This is a genomic window from Brevibacillus sp. FIR094 (genome assembly GCF_050477165.1).
Taxonomy (GTDB): domain Bacteria; phylum Bacillota; class Bacilli; order Brevibacillales; family Brevibacillaceae; genus Brevibacillus.
Genome location: NZ_JBEAES010000001.1, coordinates 292,248 through 314,551, shown reverse-complemented (window position 1 = coordinate 314,551; position 22,304 = coordinate 292,248). Strand labels below are relative to the sequence as shown.

Sequence of the window (22,304 nt, the reverse complement as noted above, 5' to 3'; positions counted from 1 at the left end):
TATGGTTGATATAGCAATCATCGGGATGTCCTGCAGACTACCTGGGGCGCGGAATTATCATGAATACTGGTCCAATCTGATTGAGGGCCGTTCATCCATCCGGGAAATTCCCAAGGAGCGGTGGGACTGGAGAGACTATTGGGGAGATCCGAAAGTTGAATATACGAAGACCAACAGCAAATGGGGCGGCTTTATTGACGATGTAGACGCTTTTGATGCCGCGTTCTTCGGTATATCGGCCAGAGAGGCGGAGGTGATGGACCCGCAGCAGCGGATGATGCTTGAGCTTTCGTGGTCGTGTCTTGAAGATGCTGGGGTCGTCCCATCCGCGTTATCGGGCAGTAAGACAGGGGTCTATATCGGCGTGTTCAACTTGGATTACAAGGAACTGCAGGAGAGACCCTCCAGCCTTATTGAAGCTCATTATTCGACGGGAACCGCAGCTGCTGTTATCGCGAATCGAATATCCCATTTTATGAATCTGAGAGGGCCGAGCCTTTCAGTGGACACCTCGTGCTCAAGTTCGCTGCAAGCGATTCATTTGGCGGTCCAATCGTTACAGACAGGTGAATGCAGCATGGCTTTGGCGGGTGGTGTCAGTCTGATCCTGACTCCGACCCGCCATATTTCATTTTCCAGAACAGGCATGCTGTCACCTACGGGCTCCTGTAAAACGTTTGATGATAACGCGGATGGCTATGTCCGCAGTGAAGGCGCCGGTCTTATTTTGCTTAAGCCCTTGGCACTGGCGGAAAAAGACGGCGATTTAATCTATGGCGTCATTAAAGGAAGCGCTGTGAATCATGTCGGTAAGACACACACCTTAACTTATCCGAATCCACAGGCGCAGGCTGAAGTCATCGAGGAGGCTTTCCGCAAAGCGGGTCTAACTCCGGATCAGGTGAATTATATGGAGGCGCACGGCACCGGAACGCCTAAAGGCGATCCGATTGAGTTTCAGGGCCTTACGCTTGCGTTTCAAAAACTCGAAGCAGAGATGGATAAGCCGCTTAGTCATCGTTATTGCGGCATCGGTTCAGCCAAAACAAATATCGGGCATGCCGAATCCGCAGCAGGCATCGCGGGCGTGATTAAAGTGCTGCTTTCCATGAAGCACCGAACACTCCCCGGATTACAAAATTTCAAAACGTTGAACCATCGGGTTGAATTAACCGGGACTCCTTTCTATATGGTGGACCAGCAGCGGGAATGGGAGCCGCTTCTGGATCATAATCAACAGACGCTTCCGAGAAGAGCCGGCGTAAGCTCGTTCGGCTTCGGAGGGACGAATGGGCATGTGCTGATCGAGGAAGCGCCGCAGAGGTCGTCTAGCAAGAAGGCGCAGCATGAATTGCCGTGCCATCTATTTTGTTTTTCCGCAAAGTCTGAAAAATCGCTTCTTCTATCGTTAGAGACGTTAGTCGCATGGTTGGATCGCGAAGGAAGCGAGTGCGAAGCCGCGGACCTGAGTGCTGCCTTGCTACTGCGCAAGCAACATTTTGGCATTCGTACCGCTATCGTGGCTCAAAGTGCGGAGGAGCTTAAAGGTCGTTTAAAGGAGCTGTTGTCCGACCGGGAAGAAGCACAGCGATTTTTGAAGCAGGAAGCTTCAAAAATAGATAAGACCAAAACTGCGCTTTTTCAAGAGCTGGCAGGCCTACTGATCCGAGAGCTCCGCGAATGTGTGAATGATACGCAAAAGTATCGGGAGAAAATAGCAGCTTTGGCAGAGCTGTACGTAAAGGGCTATGACTTCGATGCGTTGGCGCTCTTTGAAGGAATGGATCTGAACAGACTTCGACTGCCTACCTATGCTTTTACCAAAGAACGATACTGGATTACGGGCAATCCTCCGGAATCCGCCATTGCGCCGACGTCAGGCAACGGAGGTGTAGGTGAGCTTCATCCTGTACTGCATCGGAACACATCGGACTTTGCCGGAGTTCGCTACAGTTCGGTTTTCACAGGAGAGGAATTTTTTCTCGCTCATCATGTCGTCGCCGGGAAGCGTGTATTGCCGGGTGTCGTTTACTTGGAAATGGTCCGCGAGGCGGCTGAACAGGCCGGCAGGAAATGGTTAGGCGAACGTAAGCGTATCGTGCTGAATCGGGTGGTGTGGTCGAAGCCTGTTATTGTGACGGATAGCTCCGTTGAGGTTCATGTGTCGCTTTCGGTTCAAAATGACGATAGCTGCAGCTTTCAAGTGTACAGCGTATCTGGTGAATCGGAGCAAGATCGTGTCCTTCATTGCGAAGGTCATGTCTCGTTTCGTTCGGCTGATCTGGCTTCCAGTAAACTGCAAATTCAAGATTTCTTAAACTCTGGGCGAACCCCTGTCCCATCGCTCGTCTGTTATGAACGTATGAGGGGGATGGGGCTTCATTATGGTCCGGCTCATCAAGGAATTGAGCAACTGTATCAAATGGACGGCTTTATTGCCGCTAAGCTGTTGCTGCCGGAATCCATTTCCGATACGCGAAATCACTTTGTTCTTCATCCGAGCTTGATGGACGCCGCTCTGCAGACGGCGGTTTACGGTTATTCAAATGCAGGACAAACGGCCATTGGTGAAAGCGGCAAGCCCTTGCTGCCTTTTACGCTGCGGGAGCTCGAAATTATACGTCCGTGCGCTTCTGCTGCTTGGGCGATTGTAAGCCAGGAAGAAGCGGGAGACAGCAAAACGGCTAAACGTCTCCGTATTGATGTATGCGATGAAGACGGTAGCGTCTGTGTGAGCATCAAGGGCTTCGTCCTAAGGCCGTTGGAGGGCGGGTTCGCCGGCGGCGTCTCAGATTCTGCAAAACCGGAGGCGTCAAAAGCATATGCTGGATTAATGGTGCCGCTATGGGACCCGATCACACCGGCTGCACGTAAAACGGATGCTCCGAACATACGAACCGTAATAGCCGGGGGTTCGGCAGCGAGCCGTGACAAGATATGGCGGGTTATTCCGAATGCGCAGGATGTACAGCTACAGGTGGAGGATGACCAGGAAGTATTGGCACGAAAGCTGGAGCAGTGCGGCGAGATCGGCCATTTTGTTTGGATTGCGCCTGACGATTCGATAGAGTCAGCGGAATCGGATGCGATGCTTACGGCGCAGCATGAAGGCGTGCTTTTCCTGTTTCGGATCATCAAAGTGCTGCTTATGCTTGGATATGGCGCAAAGGCGTTAAAGTGGAGTGTCATCACATTCCAAACGGTGCAGGTATTCCGGAAGGAAACGATTCGGCCGGCTCATGCAAGCCTGCATGGGCTTATCGGCTCGATGGCCAAGGAATATCCGAACTGGTCGGTTAGCTTTGCCGATTTGGAGCGGGAAGATGCTTGGCCGATCGAGGAGTTGATCGCATTGCCGCCCGATGAGCGAGGCGACGTATGGGCATACCGGTCCGGGAAGTGGTACCGGCAGAAAATGATCCCGGCGCGGATCCCCAAACCTGAAGGTACAGTATACCGGAAGGGAGGGGTCTATGCGGTAATCGGCGGAACCGGCGGAATCGGAGAAGCATGGAGCGAATATATGATTCGCCGATATCAGGCGAACATCGTCTGGATTGGCCGACGGGAGATTGACGCCGGTATTCAGGAGAAGATCGATCGGCTGTCAAAACTGGGGCCATCTCCGTGCTACATCCAAGCAGACGCAAAGGACGGGAAGGCGCTGGAACTGGCGTACGAGAGTATAAAATCCAGCTACGGACGGATCCATGGCGTCATACACTCGGCAATTGTGCTTTTGGATCAAAGTTTGGCGAATATGTCGGAGGAACGGTTCGCAGCGGGATTGACGGCAAAGGTGGACGTGAGCGTAAGGATCGTACAGGTATTCGGAAGGGAACAATTGGATTTCGTCCTGTTCTTCTCTTCCATGAACTCTTTTGCAAAACCCGGAGGTCAGAGCAATTACGCGGCAGGGTGCACCTTCAAAGATGCATTCGCACAGTGTCTGGCGATGGAATGGCCATGCAAAGTGAAGGTCATAAACTGGGGCTACTGGGGAGGCACAGGCATCGTTTCTTCGGAACATTACCGAAAGCGCATGGCACAGGCAGGGGTTGGCTCCATCGAGCCGGAAGAAGCGATGGACGCACTGGAGACGCTCCTTGCCGGGCCGTTTGACCAAATGATGCTAATCAAAACAACAAAGCCTTATCCGCTAATTGATATGAAGCATGATGAATGGATTGCAAACTATCCGGAACAGCTCTCGTCCAATATCCAACGGCTGATAGCGGAGCGAAAGAGACGCAGTGCATCGGAGCAGGAGTATCCTGTCCCAGCTTCTTCGGTATCGGCCGATGAGACAGCCGATCCTGTGCTCACGTATTTATCCAGTTTAGCCGCTGAATGGCTTCAAGTGGATTTCAGTGAAATTTGTGTGGATACTCGGTTGGAGGAATACGGGATCGATGCGGTCGTTCTTAACGAAATGCTTGTGTCCGTAAACCAGCAATATCATATCGATTTGCAGCCGGCTGAGCTGTCTGCTCAAGCATCGCTGCGTCAGATCAGTTCATGTGTGCGCGAGGCAATAGAAATCGGCGCTGACAAGAGCTGATACCTAATATCCGAAGGCGATGCATAATAAAAGAAAGGATGGCCTGCTAATGTCGGGATTTAAGGTTGGAAGTCTGCAAATGAAGTGGAACGATCCGCTTCTTTGCCGGTTGCTCTGGGGTCAACTGCAATCGATTGGCATGTTTAGGGAACGAAATACGACACTGGATGCGCTAAAAGCAGCTGCCGGCTTGCGCGGGATATACGATAGATGGCTGGAAGAAAGTGTCGTCGCACTTGAGCGGCACGGTTATCTCGAGGTTAGCGGCGGCAATATCAAAGTTTACGATCCATCGCTTGTCCATATCGAGACCATCTGGGCTGAATGGGACCGACAAAAAATGGAGTGGCTCGCCGACCCGAATCTTAAATCGCAGGCCGTCTTGGTCGAAGCCTCGCTTAAGGCGCTGCCGGAGATCATTACGGGCAAAATTCCTGCAACCGACGTTATATTCCCTCAAGCCTCCATGGCGCTGACGGAGGGGATTTACAAGAACAATCTGGCCGCGGATTACTTCAATGAAGTGATCGCAGACTTCTTGGTCGATTATGTACAAGAACGAGAGCGTCAGGACGCATCGGTACGCATCCGGATTTTAGAGATCGGCGCCGGCACGGGCGGAACGAGCGCGATGGTCTTTCGCAAGCTGAAACCGCACCAGGCGAATATCGAGGAGTACTGCTACACGGATCTGTCCCGTGCTTTTTTTATGCACGCCGAGAAAGAATACCGGCCTGACAATCCGTATTTGACCTGTCAAATATTCGATCTGGAGAAACCCCTAGCGGAGCAGCGCATAGAGCCGGGAGCCTATGACCTGGTGATTGCGACGAATGTTCTTCATGCTACAAAGCAGATCAGGCAAACACTGCGCAATGCCAAAGCCGCGCTTAAAAAGAATGGGCTGCTTCTTCTCAATGAATTAAATGACAACTTCCTGTTCTCCCATCTTACCTTCGGATTTCTGGAAGGCTGGTGGAAGTATGAGGATGCAGAGCTCCGAATACCCGGCTGTCCTGGCTTGTACCCCGAGACATGGAAGCGGGTGCTGGAGGAGGAGGGCTTTCGGCACGTATTTTTCCCTGCTGAAGGCAGACATGAATGGGGGCAGCAAATTGTCATTGCAGAGAGCGACGGCATCGTTCGGCAGCTTGAACGTCCGGCCTCTGCCGGTGTTGCAGAGACTGCGAGATCCCGGGGTTCGTCTTCGGAACGCTTGGATCGGATCGAAACGCAGCATGGCTACCCAGCGCCGCCTGCCAAGATAGAAGCGGCGAACGTTCAGGACATCGACCAGCACGCGATATCGGAAACGATTCGAGCGGTTATTCGGGAGAAACTGGCCGAATCGTTGAAGGTGAGTGCCGATATGATCCAAGACGATGAATCGTTTGCCGATTATGGCGTTGACTCTATCCTTGGTATTCATCTGGTGCGTATATTGAACGAGGCGCTAAAGGTGGAGCTGGAAACAACGAGTCTGTTCGACTACTCCTCCGTGAACGAATTGACTGCACATATCCAGTCGGCTTATAGGGACGTTTTTATACATGAAAATGTGCTTGAAACAATAGTAGAAGCAGCTAATGCAGCAGCCAGCAGCGTCGTAATCGACACTGCGGAGCAAGAAAAGGTGATTGCTCGTGACCCGATGACGGCGGAGGGCATTGCGATTATTGGGATGAGCGGACGGTTTGCCGGCTCGGAAACGACAGACGAGCTGTGGCAGCATATCGCAAGTGGCCATGATTTGGTGGGCCCGATCACCCGCTGGGATCTTTCTTCCCACTTGGCCTGGAGCGGCTCGGATGCTTGCCGCGACGGCAGCTTTTTGGACCAGATCGACCGGTTTGATCCAATGTTCTTCAATATTTCGGGACTCGAAGCATCGTATATGGATCCCCAGCAAAGGCTGTTTCTCGAAGAAGCGTGGAAGACGCTTGAGGATGCGGGCTACGCGGGATCGGCAGCCTCAAGCCGGCAATGCGGGGTCTATGTCGGATGCTGCGGAAGCGATTACAATGAATTATTCGACAATCATCCGCCGGCTCAATCGTTTTGGGGGAACGCCCTATCCGTAATCCCATCCCGTATCTCGTACTTCCTTAATCTGCAGGGACCTGCGGTTACGATTGACACGGCCTGCTCCAGCTCGCTGACGGCTATTCATTTGGCTTGCCAAGCGCTTATGTCCAATGAGGTCGAAATGGCATTGGCAGGCGGTGTTTTCGTGCAAGCGACGACTCGATTTTATGAAAACGCCATTCGAGCCGGCATGCTCTCGCCGAGCGGCCGTTGCTATACGTTCGATGAACGGGCGGACGGCTTTGTACCCGGCGAAGGGGTTGGTGTCGTGATGCTGAAGCGGCTGAAGGACGCATTGGCAGACGGCGACCATATTTATGGTGTCATCCGGGGCACCGGAATTAATCAGGACGGGACGACCAACGGCATTACAGCGCCAAGCGCCAAATCTCAGGAACGACTGGAGCGCCAAGTGTATGATCGCTTCCAGCTCGATCCGCAGGGGATCCAAATGATGGAGGCGCATGGAACGGGAACAAGATTGGGCGATCCAATCGAGTTTCAGGCTTTAACGCGTGCGTTCCGTCATTATACGGATAAGGAGCATTATTGCGCTCTTGGTTCGATCAAAACGAATATCGGCCATTCGGTCGGCGCTGCCGGAGTAGCCGGCGTTATGAAAATATTGCTTGCTTTGAAGCATAAGCAGCTACCGCCGTCACTGCACGCAGAGCGCATCAATTCGAATATCCGCCTGGAAGGTAGTCCGTTTTTCATCAACAAGTCCATTCGGGCTTGGGAGACGGAGCCCGGCACGCCGCGCCGCGCTGCTGTCAGCTCGTTTGGCTTCAGCGGCACAAACGCCCATGCGGTCATTGAGGAGGCGCCGCCGCATATCGGATGTGGAAAGCGGCAGCGCCCTCTCTACTTGATTGTACTGTCTGCCCGGACAGGTGAGCAGCTGCGCAGGCAAGCGGAACGGCTCGCTGCGTTTTGCAGGGGGGAGAACGGCAGTATATTCATCGGGGATATGAGTTTAACGCTTCTTCTCGGACGGAGACATTTTGCCGACCGGCTCGCCTTCTTAGCCAAGGATACGGAGGAGCTTCTTCTCCGGCTTGAAACTTGGCTGATGACTGGAGAAGGTCCGGGTATCTATGAATCTGATGCCCTTACGAAAGAGCAACGGGAGAAGCCGGTTCTGAAACAGTATGGCAATGAATGTATAGCCATTTGCGCAGCGACAGACCAAGATGCCAAGTTTATCGAGAGTCTGACTGCCGTGGCAGACTTATACAGTCAAGGCTATTCCTTGAACTATGAACAATTGTTCGAGGGGTGCAGTTATAACAGAGTGTCTCTTCCAACCTATCCCTTTGCCGATGAGCGATATTGGGTAAACGAGGGCGAGAGCAGTCCGCGTGCAGGAGCACAGGAAGCTTTGCAATCCTCGGAGGTTTTTCATCCGTTGCTGCATCGGAATGTCTCTACGTTTGCCGAACAACGGTTTAAGTCGACCTTTACCGGCAAAGAGTTTTTCTTGGAAGACCATGTGGTACACGGGCAGCGGGTGCTGCCGGGAGCTGCATATTTAGAGATGGCAAGGGCGGCCATTCAATCGGCCGTAAGCGATGAGGAATACAGCGGGAAGAAGATCCGGCTAAAAAATGTGATATGGGCTAAGCCCATCACGGCAGGGGCTGCAGCCGTTTCGGCCGAAATTACGCTGACACCGTCGACCGACGGTGATATTGCTTTTCGGGTATTCGGTTCGGCAGAAGCCGAAACCGTCTTATGCAGTGAGGGATCCGTATGCCTGGAGGAGCCGGGTGAGCAGCAGCGCATTCCGATCGACCGCCTGCTGAAGGAATGTGCTGCACGTTCGATCAGCCGGATGGAATGCTACGAGACATTTGATAGGATCGGTGTCAATTATGGTCCTGCTCATCAGGTCATGGATATTCTGCTCACCGGACAGGGCAAGGCGCTTGCGAAGCTGGTGCTTCCCGAATCCTTAGCTGCGTCTATGCAGAGTTTTGCGCTACACCCGAGCTTGCTGGACGGCGCACTGCAGGCAGCATCATGCCTGCTGCTCGGACTCGATACGGAAGCCGGCTACCAACCAGGTACCTCTCCACCGCTTCCTTTTGCGCTGCAGGAGATGGAGCTGCTAAATGAATGCCTGCCTGTTATGTGGGCTTTCGCCCGCTTCAGCAGCGGCAGCGGTCGGCATAATCAGCTTCCAAGCCTTGACATCGATCTGCTGGACGAGCAGGGGAATATTTGCGTGAGAATGAAGGGGTATTGCGCCAGAGTGATGGAGGCGGGTACCAGGCAAGAGGATGTCCTCTTTATGGTTCCGGAATGGAGTGACAAAGCTCCGCAGCCTGGAATTGCGAATTCGCCGGTAACCGAGCATACGGTGATCCTGTGCGAGCCCGCTCCCATGCTGCAAGCATCGGTGGAAAGCGCTTTTCCCGGCGTCCGTTGCTTGGCGCTGGCGGATGAAGAGGTCGCCATGGAGCAGAGATTCAGCCGCTTCGCGCAGCGGATCTTAGAAGAGACCCAGCGCTTACTGCGCCAAGTAACAGGGAAAGGCGTCATACAGATCGTTTATACCCCTGGTAGCGGACACGAGCTGCTAGCGGGACTGCGCGGGCTGCTAAAAACGATGCGTCTGGAAAACCCGCATATGGCAGGGCAACTGATTGAAATATCGCAAGACGATACAGAGCTCGCGATCGTGCAAAAGCTTCGCGATAATCTCGATCACCCCGAGGATACGCATATCGGCTATCAAGGTTCCCGCCGTATGGTGATGACACTCAAGAGGCGGGCTCCTGGAGAGGGAACGAACTCCCGGTTATGGAAGGACGATGGCGTTTATCTCATTACGGGTGGAGCAGGTGGCTTGGGCATCATTTTTGCGAAGGAAATCGCCCGAGCCGTACGCGGAGCGACGATCATTCTGACCGGCCGAGCACAGTGCGATCCATATAAGCTGGACGAGATCAAAAATTCAGTTTCGGGAAACGCCGACATTGTATACAAGCAAGCCGATATGACACGGATGGAAGAGGTAAAGCGGCTGGTTCACGCTATCGAGATGGAATACGGCGGATTGAACGGGGTCCTTCACAGCGCTGGCGTGCATGCGGATAATTATTTATTTCGTAAAAGCAAGGAAGAATGGAATACGGTATTGGCTCCTAAGGTTTCGGGGCTCGTCCACCTGGATCAAGTAACGAAGCATATCCCTTTGGATGTATTCGTCATGTTTTCATCTGTGGTTGCTTGGCTTGGCAATCCCGGACAGGCGGACTATAGCACGGCGAACGCGTTTATGGACGCGTATGCTGCCTTCCGCAGCAGACTTGCAGCGGAGGGCCATAGAAAAGGCCATACTTGTTCCATTAACTGGCCATTATGGCAAGAAGGCGGCATGCGGGCAGGCGAACATGCGGAGCGTGAGCTCGCCAAGGCGATCGGATTGATTCCGATGTCCACCGAAGCCGGAATCCGGGCCTTCGATCAGGCGATGTCAATCGGTTCGCCGAACGTGATCGTCGCGGCCGGAAGCGCTGATCGATTGGAGCAAGCCCTGACAGGGGAAATCCAAGTATCGTCGGATGACGTACAGCAGTACGAATCGGCAATGGACACCCTTTCGACCGAAGTGGAAGAACGTGTCCTCCTAAAAGTGAGGGAGATCGTTTCCTCCGTCATCCGGCTGCCTCTGCATCGGGTGGAAGCGGATGCGCACATGATGACGTTCGGGCTGGATTCCATTATCGTCATGCAATTGACGGGGCAGCTCGAGAGTCTGTTCGGCTCCTTGCCGAAAACGCTGTTTTTTGAATATCAAAATCTGCGTGACTTGGCGAAGTTTTTCATACAGCGGCACGAATCACGTTGTGCACAATTATTCGGCGATCGTCCTCAGCCAAAGGTGCTGCAGGAAGATGCGCGTATGCCAGAATATTCTGCTGCGCGGCAAACGGTACTTTTAACAGAGAAGAAAAGCGAGGATGCCGCCCCTAAGCAGCGCAGCCTTCCCGGTAGCGCCCCCCTTGATATCGCGATAATCGGAATTGCCGGCAGATATCCAGGTGCGCGAAATATGGATGAGTTTTGGGAGCTGCTGCAAGGTGGCGTCGATTGCGTGACAGAAATTCCAAAGGAACGTTGGGATCATACCCCTTATTTCCACCCTGACAAAGGAACGACCGGCAAAACAAATGGCAAGTGGGGCGGGTTTCTGGAGGGCGTCGATCAGTTTGATCCGTTGTTTTTTAATATTTCGCCGCGTGAAGCCGAGCTTATGGATCCACAGGAGCGGCTTTTTTTGCAGTGTGTCTATGAAACAATCGAGGATGCTGGCTACACCCGGGACAGTCTTGCAGGAAGAAAAGGGGACGGTGCCGGTTCCAGTGTAGGGGTATTCGCAGGTGTCATGTACGAGGAGTACCAGCTTTACGGAGTTCAGGAGACGATGAACGGTAAGCCGGTCGCGCTGAACGGAAGTCCGGCGTCGATTGCAAATCGGGTATCGTATGTTTGTGATTTTAACGGTCCGAGCGTTGCTGTTGATACGATGTGCTCGTCCTCGCTGACGGCCATCCATTTTGCATGCCACAGCCTGCAAAGGGGAGAGTGCGATGCAGCCATTGCGGGCGGCGTTAACGTCTCGCTGCATCCGAACAAATATCTGTTGCTTGGCCAAGGCAATTTCCTGTCCACCAAAGGCCGGTGCGAAAGCTTCGGAGACGGCGGAGACGGCTATGTCCCCGGGGAAGGCGTGGGAGCCGTCCTGTTGAAGCCGCTTGCGAAGGCCATCGCCGACGGTGACCAGATTTATGGCGTCATTAAGGGGACATCTATTAATCACGGCGGGAGAACGAACGGTTATTATGTTCCGAATCCGAATGCGCAGGCTTCTGCAATTGCGCGCGCGTTGAAGGAGTCGGGTATAGACGCGAGATCAATCAGCTATGTAGAGGCCCATGGTACGGGCACATCTCTTGGCGATCCGATTGAAATTGCCGGGCTTTCTAAAGCGTTTGAAGCTTATACCGAGGACAAGCAATATTGTGCGATCGGTTCCGTCAAATCGAATATCGGTCACTGCGAAAGTGCCGCAGGCATAGCGGGCCTGACCAAGGTGCTGCTGCAGCTCAAGCACCGGAAGCTGGTACCGTCGCTGCATGCCGACACGCCCAACCCATTTATCGATTTTGCTACTACGCCGTTTCAGGTTCAGCAGGAGCTAGGGGAGTGGGAGCGTCCGGTGATGGCGATTGACGGGAAAATCGAGGAGCAGCCGAGAATGGCTGGCCTTTCCTCATTCGGAGCCGGCGGTGCGAACGCTCATCTCATCGTTGCTGAGTATATTCCGGATCGTAAGCGTGCCGTGCATGCGCCAAAAGCTCAGCGAGAATGCATAATCGTGCTCTCCGCCAGAAGTGAAGACCAATTAAAAGAACGTGCTCGGCATCTGCTGCAGGCAGTTAATAAAGACCTTGAAAATGACGATTCTTTCCTGGTTAACATGTCTTACACACTCCAGGTAGGCCGGGAGGCGATGGAAGAGCGTATGGCCATCGTCGTAGGAACGATCGAGGAGCTACGGTCAAAGCTTATCCAATATGTGGATGGGAAGCTAGGAATTCCGGATTTGTACAGAGGATCGGTAAAACAGAACCGGGAAACCGTTGCGCTCATTGCGGCGGACGAAGATATGATGAAAGCGGTCGGGGCCTGGATGGCCAAAGGTAAATACGCGAAGTTCCTGGATCTATGGGTAAAAGGGCTGGATATCGACTGGAGCAGTCTCTATGAAGAAGGCGATAAGCCGGAGAAGGTCAGTCTGCCCACCTATCCGTTCGCACAGGAGCGTTACTGGCTGCCGTCGGTATCGTCTACGGATGAATCAGGGGCGTTCCGCTCTTTAGAACGACATACTTCTGAGCCCGGTCTTGAGCCTGATGAGAAGGCAAAGGCTATTTCCGTTGAGGAATTTAGATCTCCGCCTGCACATAACGGATTGCTCGTGCCGATGTGGGACCCTGCACCACCGACAGTCCGAAACGCGGCTGATCGGAAGTCGTATGGCCGCACAGTTATTATTGGCGGTACGGCCGCAAGGGTCGCGGAGATCAGGCGGCATGTGGAGGATGCATCGGATGTGCAGCTACATGCGGGAGAGAGTACGGCGGAATTGACACGCAAGCTGGAGCTGTCCGGTCCGATCGGGCATTTGATCTGGATTGCTCCGGAGGATTCGATAGAAACAGCGCAATCGGAGGCCATGTTGGAGGCGCAGCGTGAAGGGGTACTGTTCCTGTTTCGGACCATAAAAGCCTTGTTGGCCCTTGGATATGGCATGAAGCCGTTACGGTGGAGCATCATCACGTTCGAACCGTCCAGGTTTACTGCGGCGAAGCGATTAAGCCTGCCCATGCAAGCCTCCATGGGATAATCGGCTCAATGGCCAAGGAATATCCGAACTGGTCCATTTGTCTTGCGGACATGGAGACGGATAACGGCTGGCCGCTCGAGGAACTGTTCGCACTCCCGCCAGATGCGCGGGGCGATGGATGGGCGTACCGGTCCGGGGAATGGTACCGGCAGAGACTGATGCCGGTGAGCATGACCAAGACTGCAGGTACCGTATACAAGAAGGGTGGCGTCTATGTAGTCATCGGCGGTACGGGCGGCATCGGAGAAGTGTGGAGTGAATATTTGATTCGGCGTTATCAGGCAAACATCATTTGGATCGGGCGACGGGGGAAGGATACCAGCATACAGGCCAAGATTGATCGGCTGGCGGAGCTTGGACCGGCTCCACGCTATATCCAAGCGGATGCGACTGACGGGAAGGCGCTGGAGCGGGCGTATGAGGAAATAATAAACCGATACGGACGCATCCACGGACTGGTCCACTCGGCTATCGTACTGCTGGATCAAAGCCTGGCGAATATGGAAGAGGAGCGGTTCGCTGCGGGATTGCGCCCGAAGACAGAGGTGAGCGTACGAATGGCGCAAATATTCGGCCATGAAAAGCTGGACTTTGTCCTGTTCTTCTCATCAATGAACGCGTTTCTGACGCAGGAGGGGCAGAGCAATTATGCGGCAGGCTGCACGTTCAAGGATGCGTTCGCGCAGCGACTGGGGACGGAGTGGCCATGTGCCGTGAAGATCATGAACTGGGGCTATTGGGGCAGCACGGGCGCTGTGTCGTCAGAGCATTACCGCCGGAGAATGGCGCAAGCAGGCATTGTTTCCATTGAACCGGGCGAGGCGATGGACGCGCTGGAATTGCTGCTTGCCGGACCTTTCGATCAGCTTGCCCTGATGAAAACGGCGGCAGGTAACGAAATGTTTGGCCAGCCGATTGTCGATGAGCTGGAGGTTTATCCGGAAGAGGACAGCCTGTCTTTCGAGCATATCATCAATCATCTTCGTTTGCCCGCGGTATCGAAGGCTAAAGCTTTGGACTTGCTTAGAGAGGGAGAGTCTGCGAACCGGCTTGGAAATTCCCTGCTACGGGCGGCAGCGAGCATATTGAATGTGCAAGCGGAAGAAATCGAAGCGGATATCCCATTCTATGAGTATGGATTCGACCCTGTTAAGCTGGCTGAATTTTCCCGGTGGATCTCCGATCACTATAAGCTTGCTATGACAAGCGATACGCTCCTTCAACAGGCAACGCTTGGAAAGTTGGAGGCCTTCCTTGCGGAGCAGATCGGATAAACAACCGGATTCGGAAAAAATCGGAGATGGAGGCTTCTGTATGAAGGAAATGGAAGAACTGCTATGCCGGCTGCTATGGCAGCAGCTTCGAACCATGGGGGAATTTGCGGAAGCCGGTTCTATTACGTCCGCATCAATGGCAGCAGCAGGAATAGACGGTAAATATGAACGCTGGTTTGAGCACACCCTGGCCGTTCTGACAGAACACGGCTGGCTGAGGATGAAGGATACGGCTTATTTTGCTAACGATCGAGGCACCGGGCTGGAAGCCGCATGGAGTGAGTGGAACAACCGCAAACAAGCCTGGCTGGAAGATTCGAGCTTGCGCGCGCGGGTCACCTTGCTTGATGCGGTGCTTCATCGGCTCCCGGACATCTTAACAGGCAAGCTGCCAGCTACAGATGTCCTTTTTCCTAACTCTTCCATGGAATTGGTTGAAGGTATTTATAAAGACAATGAGCTTGCGGATTACTTTAATGAGGGAATGGCTAATGCGGTTGTTGCCTATATCGAAGCAAGTTTGAAACAAAATCCGAATGCGCGGTTCCGATTGCTGGAAATCGGTGCGGGCACAGGCGGGACGAGCGCCATGGTGATCCGTAAGCTTACGCCGTATCAGGACCGGATAGCGGAATATAAGTATACAGACATTTCGCAGGGATTTCTTCAGCATGCTGAAGCCGTCTTTGGATCGAAGGCGCCATACTTGTCCTGCCAGCTCTATCATGTCGAGAAGCCTTGTGCCGAGCAGCAAATTCAAACAGGCGTCTACGATCTTGTGCTTGCGTCAAATGTGCTTCACGCGACGGCGAATATTCGATCAACCCTCAGAAACGCCAAGACGCTACTGAAAAAAAACGGTCTGCTGCTCATCAATGAGATCAGCGTCAATTCGCTGTTTGCCCATCTGACATTCGGGCTGCTGCAAGGGTGGTGGCTTTATGAGGATCATATGATTCGGATCCCGGGCTGTCCAGGCCTTTACCCGGAAACCTGGAAAAGGGTTCTGAGTCAAGAAGGCTTTCAGCACGTGCTGTTCCCCGTTAAGGAAGCTCATGCGCTGGGGCAGCAGATCATTATTGCCCAAAGCGACGGTATCGTTCGCCAAGCGCGAATCAGCGAAGCTGATGGTGCAGGGATGGAGGTAGCAGCAGGTTCTGCTTCCATCACGGTGCAGAAGACGGGGAAGGACTCTGTCTCTGTACATGAAGCAATGGACGAAGGACAAGTTAAGCGCCGCATCCGGAGTATAGTAATGGACAACTTGTCCGTATCGCTAAAGCTCGACAAACAGCGCATCGATACGGATGAATCGTTCTCTGATTACGGCTTGGATTCCATTACCGGGGTTCAATTCGTTAAGCAGATCAACAACGTCTTGGGGACCGCCTTACCCACGACGATTTTGTTCGATTACAGCTCGATCCGGAAATTGACCGATTATTTGTGGAGTGCGTTCGGTCCGGATATTACGGCTCAATGGGCAGAAACAGAAACAAAAACAGATGGCAGCGTACCTTCCATGTCCTCTGATAAGGAGGCAGGTCATCGAAAGCCGCCCGTGCAGCAAGAGAAGAAAACCGTTTCCTCCGATGATACGGACCAGTTGAGAGAGGCCTTTTATAAAGAGCCCATCGCCATCATCGGCATGAGCGGTAAATTTGCCAAATCGGATACACTCGAGGAATTGTGGAAGCACTTAGAAAACGGCGACGACCTCGTGGAGAAGGTGACACGTTGGGACTTGTCTTCTTATATAGAGAACGATTCTTTCTGCAATTTCGGCAGCTTCATCGAAGGCTTCGATCTTTTTGACCCGTTATTTTTTAACATCTCTCCGACGGAAGCTGCCTATATGGACCCGCAGCAAAGGCTTTTTCTGGAAGAGACCTGGAAGGCGCTAGAGCATGCCGGTTATGCAGGAAAGGGAATGGATGGACGAGCTTGCGGGATTTATGCCGGATTTAATATGAATTATTACGCCGAGCTGATTGAGGGCCGGCCTCCGGCACAAGCGATGTGGGGGAACGCAGGGTCCGTTATTCCCGCACGTCTATCGTACTATCTCAATCTGCAGGGGCCTGCAGTAACGGTAGATACCGCGTGCTCCAGCTCGCTTGTGGCCATCCATTTGGCTTGTCAGAGCTTGTGGACCCGGGAGACCGAGGCCGCCATTGCCGGAGGGGTGTTTCTTCAGCCTACGCCAGGCTTTTATATTAGCGCAAGCCGGGCTGGAATGCTCTCCGCAGATGGGCGATGCTATACATTCGACGACCGTGCCAACGGATTCGTTCCGGGCGAGGGTGTAGGTGTCGTCGTGTTGAAACGGCTGCAGGATGCACTGAAAGACGGTGATTCCATCTATGGCGTCATCCGCGGTAGCGCCACGAATCAAGACGGGACAACAAATGGGATAACGGCACCAAGCGCGAGGTCTCAGGAAATGCTGCTTCGTCAGGTGTATGATTCATTCGGTCTTAACCCGGCGGACATCCAATTGGTCGAGGCGCATGGGACCGGAACCCGATTGGGCGATCCGATCGAGTACCAAGCGCTCAGCCGGGCATTCCGTCAGCATACGAGCAAAAACGGATATTGCGCATTGGGTTCGATCAAAACGAATATCGGACATACGACAGCGGCAGCAGGAATTGCGGGCTTGCTGAAAATTTTGCTGGCCATGAAGCATCAGAAGCTGCCTCCTTCACTGCATTTTCAATCGATAAATGGAAACATAGAGGCATCTGATAGTCCATTTTACATCAATACATCGCTGAAGAATTGGGAGGTTGAGGCAGGGGGGAAACGCCGAGCGGCCATCAGCGCATTCGGATTTAGCGGAACGAACGCCCATATGGTAATCGAGGAGGCTCCAGATACGGAGCCGCCGCGTACGCACAAGCCCGTCTACCTCATCGCACTGTCGGCGCGGACAGCCGGACAACTGCGCAGGCAAGCGGAACAAATGATGGCGTACGTCAAAGGCGAACCGGATGTCGATCTTGGACATGTAAGCTTTACGCTTCTTCTGGGCCGAAAGCACTTTCCGCACAGGCTCGCCTGCATCGTGCAGAACGCCGGACAATTGGCAGAGCGGTTGACCGCATGGCTGGAGAACGGGCAAGCCGTAGACCTGTTTCAATCCGATCCCGGAGCACAGCTGCCTCTAGAGGAGCTCCCGAGCGATCATTATGGCTATGCCTGTATGGATGCGTGTGCGCGGGAAACCGAGCGAATCAACTATTTGGAACGGATTGCGTCGATTTTGGAGCTGTATACGCAAGGCTATGAGATGTCATTCGACCGTTTATTCGCGGATGGTCGTTACATCAGGCTGGCGCTTCCTGTTTATCCGTTTGCGCGGGAACGTTATTGGGTGCCTGAATCCGCCGCAAGGCCAGCTGTCCAGACAAAACAGTCGGAGGGCGCCGACCTACATCCGCTGCTTCACCGTAAAATACCGGCGGTTGAAGGAACAGGCTTTCGCTCCACGTTCACCGGCCACGAGTTTTTTCTGGCGGATCACGTCATTATGGGACGATCGTTATTACCGGGTGTAGCCTTTCTGGAGATGACCCGAGCTGCTGTCGGGATGGCATTTGGATCAAGCGACGGAGACTATGAAATCAGGCTGAAGGATTTGTTCTGGACCCGGCCCTATAGCGTGGACGGTCCGCATACGGAGCTTGAAATTCATATGGAAACCGGAGATAACGGTACCATTGACTATAAGATATACGCCACAGCAGCTGCCGACAAGGACGACGCGGTACGCTGCCACCAAGGCAAAGCCGCGGTCGTACCGTTTTCTCGCACGGAGAATGTTACCTTGGACGCAATCCAGCAGAAGTGCGGCTTAGAGATGCTGGATGCACAGCAGTGTTATACGGCTTTCAGGCAGATCGGCATGCATTACGGTCCGACCTTCCAATGCATCGAACGCCTATATATCGGCGAGGAACAATCGCTGGCCAAGCTTCGGCTGCCGGCAGCGCCCGGGAAACAGCCAGTCATTACGGGCTTCATCCCGGCATGCTGGATGCAGCGCTTCAAGCGGCGGGTGTCGTAGCCACGGCGGACCTCGCGGACAGAAGCCGCATTCTTGACCGGATTAAACCGGTCATTCCTTTTGCACTTAAGGAGCTTCGTGTTTATAAGAGCTGTACATCTGACATGTGGGCCCATATAAGACGGAGCGCGAATGCGCCGTTCGATGAACGGACCCGGCAGACCGATATTGATTTGTGCGATGAACAAGGGAACGTTGTTGCACGGCTTATTGGTCTAGCATTCCGGGAACCCAAATTGGAAGACGTAGCAGCTGAACAAGGAAATGAAACACTCTTGTGGGAGACGATATGGGTAGAAAAGGAGGCCGTCCGTGAAGACGACTCCGAAACGACATCGCGGCATATCGTCTTCCTATGCGAACCGAATGAATCGATCGTCAACTTCGTACAATCGGAAGCTGGCCGCATGACCCGATATGTGACGCTTAGCGCAGGCCGTGCAGCGGAAATAACGGAGCGTTACGAGACCTACGCCGTTCAAATGTTGGAAGAACTCAAATCCATCCATTCGGAAGGCGTTCACGGGGAGTCGCTGATCCAGATTGCTTCGTTCAGCTCGGAAAGCGATTGGCTGTTCCGGGGTCTGACCGGATTGCTTCGGACGGCATGTCTGGAGTATTCCAGTTTCATCGGGCAGTACATCGAGCTGGAACAAAGTGTTCGAGCGGAGGACTTAATTCGGAAGCTTCTCGAGAACAAGAGTTGCCCGGAAGACTTTATGATTCGTTATCGCAAGGGCGTTCGACAGGTTCAGCATTGGGTTGAACGAGAGGAGATGCCTTCGGCGGCGGACATTCCGTGGAAGCATGAGGGCGTTTATTTCATTACAGGCGGTGCCGGCGGGCTGGGCTACGCACTTGCCCAGGAGATCGCAGGGAAAGTCGCCTCACCGACGCTTGTGCTTGCCGGAAGAACGCCGGCCGGTGCAGCGATCCACGAGAAGCTTGCCGCGTTAGGAAGGTTAGGCGCACAAGCGGTGTACATGCAGATGGACGTATCCGATAAGGAGCAGACCGTTGCCGTCATCCAAGCCGTCAGGTCCAAGTACGGTCGGCTGAACGGAATCATTCATGCCGCAGGCTTGCTGAGAGACAGTCTTCTTGTTCATAAAACCAAGACTCAGGTTGCTGATGTTATGGGTGCGAAGGTAAAGGGAGTTGTCCATTTGGATGACGCAACCCGGGAGCTGGAAGTAGACTGGGTGCTTGTATTCTCCGCTGCAGCGGCTGTGCTCGGCAATTACGGACAAGCCGATTACGCTGCGGCGAACGGCTTTATGGATGCCTACGCTGCATATCGAAACGGTCAATCATCCGCCGGCGGCCGTAAAGGCAGAATGCTCTCCATTAACTGGCCATTATGGCAGGATGGCGGTATGCGAGTTACCCGCGAAACGGAGCAGAACCTAAGAGACAGGATCGGTATAGCTCCGATGAAGGCAATGAACGGTATGCAGGCTTTGTACCGGGCATTTGGCACCGACCGGAATCAACTGCTTTTCATGCATGGCGATCCGGAACGGTTAAGGGCCTACATCCGTTTGGTGAACCGTCCTGCCCGTCCAAAGAAACCTGAAGCTCATCATCATGGCGCGGTGCTCCGGGACGAAATAACGGTATGGGTCAAACAGCAGTTGGCCGATATTATCGGGATATCTGCGGACGATATTCACTCCGATACGGCATTCGATAAATACGGTATGGATTCCATCATGCAGCTAGATCTGATCCGCGAGCTGGAGAAGCTGACCGGAGAGTTGCCCAAAACGCTCCTTTTTGAACATAACACTGTCCGTGAGGCAGCTGCTTATTTGGCCGAGCATTATGCGGAACAGATTCGAAAATCATGGCAGCCGGATGTTATAGAGCAGCCTCCAGCCCCGCATATTTCCGTAACGCCGCCCTCTGGCCCGGTCCCTGTCCGTGAAGCGTTTGTCGATACGCAACGGCATGATGTGAATTCGAATGCCTTGAAGCAGGAGGGTATCGCCATAATCGGGGCAGCGGGCAGATACCCGAAAGCCAATCAATTGGAGGAGCTGTGGGAGCGGCTCAGATCGGGAGAGAACTGCATCACGGAAGCGCCTGCTGACCGATGGTGCCAAACGTTGCTTCGGGGGGCGTCGGTCAAGGAAACCGAACAGAAGGCCCCGTATTACGGCGGGTTTTTAGATGCGGTCGATCGCTTCGACCATCGGTTATTCGAAATGGATGCCGAAGAAGCCCGGGATCTTCCCCCGGAAGCCCGGCTCTTCCTCGAGACGGTCTGGGAAACGTTCGAGAGCGCAGGTTATTCCAAATCGGCGATACAGCATTGGCAGAACCGGGAGCAGGCCGGTATCGGCGTGTTTGCCGGAACGATGTACAGCCAATATGGCTGGCAGATGCCATCGTTGGAACAGGCGGCGCTTCATTCGAATCGGACCGATTGGCAGATCGCAAACCGGACATCGCATTTTTTCAACCTGACAGGTCCTAGCTTAACGGTCAATACCGCCTGCAGTAGTTCGCTTACTGCGATACATCTCGCTTGCGAAAGCCTAAGACAGAACGGGTGTTCCATGGCTGTTGCCGGCGGAGTCAATCTGACGCTTGACGTGTCCAAATACGAGGCGCTGGAGCAGGTCAATTTTCTCGCGACCGGCGGCAAGAGCAAATCGTTCGGCGACGGTGACGGTTATGTTCCCGGAGAAGGTGTCGGGGCAGTGCTGCTCAAACCGCTTTCGCTGGCTGAACGTGACGGAGACCAGATCCTCGGGGTCATCACGTACAGTGGCGTTAATCACGGCGGCGGCCGGCAAAAATATAGCGTCCCCGATCCGAAGCAGCAGGCACAGCTCATGGAATCGGCAATCAAGCGTTCGGGGGTCGATCCCGAATCGATCACCTACGTCGAGTGCGCGGCTAACGGTTCTCCGCTGGGCGATTCCATCGAGGTCGCGGCTTTACGCAGCGCTTTCTCGCGATTTACCGACAAGCAGCAATATTGTGCCATCGGCTCAGTCAAATCCAACATCGGGCATCTTGAAGCGGCTTCCGGCATCTCGCAGCTCAGTAAAGTGCTGCTGCAATTGAAATATCGCATGCTCGTTCCATCGATTCATGCTGACGTGCGCAATCCGAATCTTAAACTGGAAGGCACGCCTTTTTACTTGCAGGAGAAATTCGAGCCCTGGGAGCAGAAGGTTGACCCGTCAAATGGGAACCTGCTCCCACGCAGGAGCATGATCAATTCGTTCGGTGCTGGCGGTTCATATGCCGTGCTTATAGTTGAAGAGTATATCGGTCCGCGCATCTGGAAAGAAACTGGGGCGGATGCGGCTATTGACCCGCCGTCAGAGTATCTGGCCGTTTGGTCGGCCAAAACCGAATATAGCTTACGAAGCTATACGGATCGTATGCTACGACTGTTAAGCAAGGAACGCAATCTCCCGGCAGAAGCGCTTTCGGAGTCGCTCATTCGGATTAACCATGATTTGGAATACCGTTTGGCTATCATTTATCGTTCTGTTGATGATTTGCGACTGAAGCTGGAAGCGTTGAGAGCAGGGGAAGAAGTGCGTGACCCGGATATGTTCATCTCGCCAAATTGCAGGCTGGGCAAATCTGTACATGCGGTAAACACACAACGGCAGGACCATGCTGGGGAGCTGTTCCGGATTGCCCTTCAATGGGTTCAAGGAAGATCCGTAGATTTGGAATGCCTAAGACATCAACCTGCAGCGGGAACAGTGAATCTTCCCCATTACGCATTCGATTATGGAACGGATAATGGCGAAGCCTCCGTCTACGGAAGCGGGGAAACCCAGCTGCGTGTGATCTTGGAGAGAGTTTCGCGAGGCGAAATGTCCAAAAGCGAGGCTATGCAGTACTTTTTCGATATCGAGGTGTAAGGAT

4 protein-coding genes and 1 pseudogene are annotated in these 22,304 nt (G+C 53.6%); all 5 read left to right on the top strand.

Annotation, left to right across the window (positions count from 1 at the left end; genetic code table 11):
* Position 1 precedes the first annotated feature (1 nt).
* The 5 genes and pseudogenes from ACQ5DJ_RS00995 (at position 2) to ACQ5DJ_RS00975 (ending at position 22,300) form a co-directional block, all read left to right on the top strand.
* Positions 2 to 4,561 (top strand): SDR family NAD(P)-dependent oxidoreductase, encoded by a 4,560-nt coding sequence (locus ACQ5DJ_RS00995; protein ID WP_429840804.1) that lies wholly within the window; start codon positions 2 to 4, stop codon positions 4,559 to 4,561.
* A 49-nt stretch (positions 4,562 to 4,610) separates the two neighbouring features.
* The gene (locus ACQ5DJ_RS00990) at positions 4,611 to 13,064 is read left to right on the top strand and encodes an SDR family NAD(P)-dependent oxidoreductase (RefSeq protein WP_429840803.1); all 8,454 of its coding nucleotides are present in this window, start codon (positions 4,611 to 4,613) and stop codon (positions 13,062 to 13,064) included.
* On the top strand, positions 12,983 to 14,338 hold the full coding sequence (locus tag ACQ5DJ_RS00985) for a beta-ketoacyl reductase (protein WP_429840802.1): 1,356 nt from the start codon (positions 12,983 to 12,985) through the stop codon (positions 14,336 to 14,338). The genes ACQ5DJ_RS00990 and ACQ5DJ_RS00985 overlap by 82 nt, the downstream gene beginning before the upstream one ends.
* A gap of 40 nt (positions 14,339 to 14,378) precedes the next feature.
* Positions 14,379 to 19,814: pseudogene (locus ACQ5DJ_RS00980) on the top strand (SDR family oxidoreductase); the annotation flags it as partial.
* Positions 19,815 to 19,840: 26 nt separating this feature from the next.
* Complete coding sequence (locus tag ACQ5DJ_RS00975; RefSeq protein ID WP_429840836.1) at positions 19,841 to 22,300, top strand: beta-ketoacyl synthase N-terminal-like domain-containing protein; 2,460 nt, start codon at positions 19,841 to 19,843, stop codon at positions 22,298 to 22,300.
* Positions 22,301 to 22,304: the final 4 nt, after the last annotated feature.

Excerpts from the sequence above, each read along its gene's own strand:
- ACQ5DJ_RS00995 (WP_429840804.1), top strand. The coding sequence starts at position 2 with ATGGTTGATATAGCAATCATCGGGATGTCCTGCAGACTACCTGGGGCG.
- ACQ5DJ_RS00990 (WP_429840803.1), top strand. The coding sequence starts at position 4,611 with ATGTCGGGATTTAAGGTTGGAAGTCTGCAAATGAAGTGGAACGATCCG.
- ACQ5DJ_RS00975 (WP_429840836.1), top strand. The coding sequence starts at position 19,841 with ATGAAGGCAATGAACGGTATGCAGGCTTTGTACCGGGCATTTGGCACC.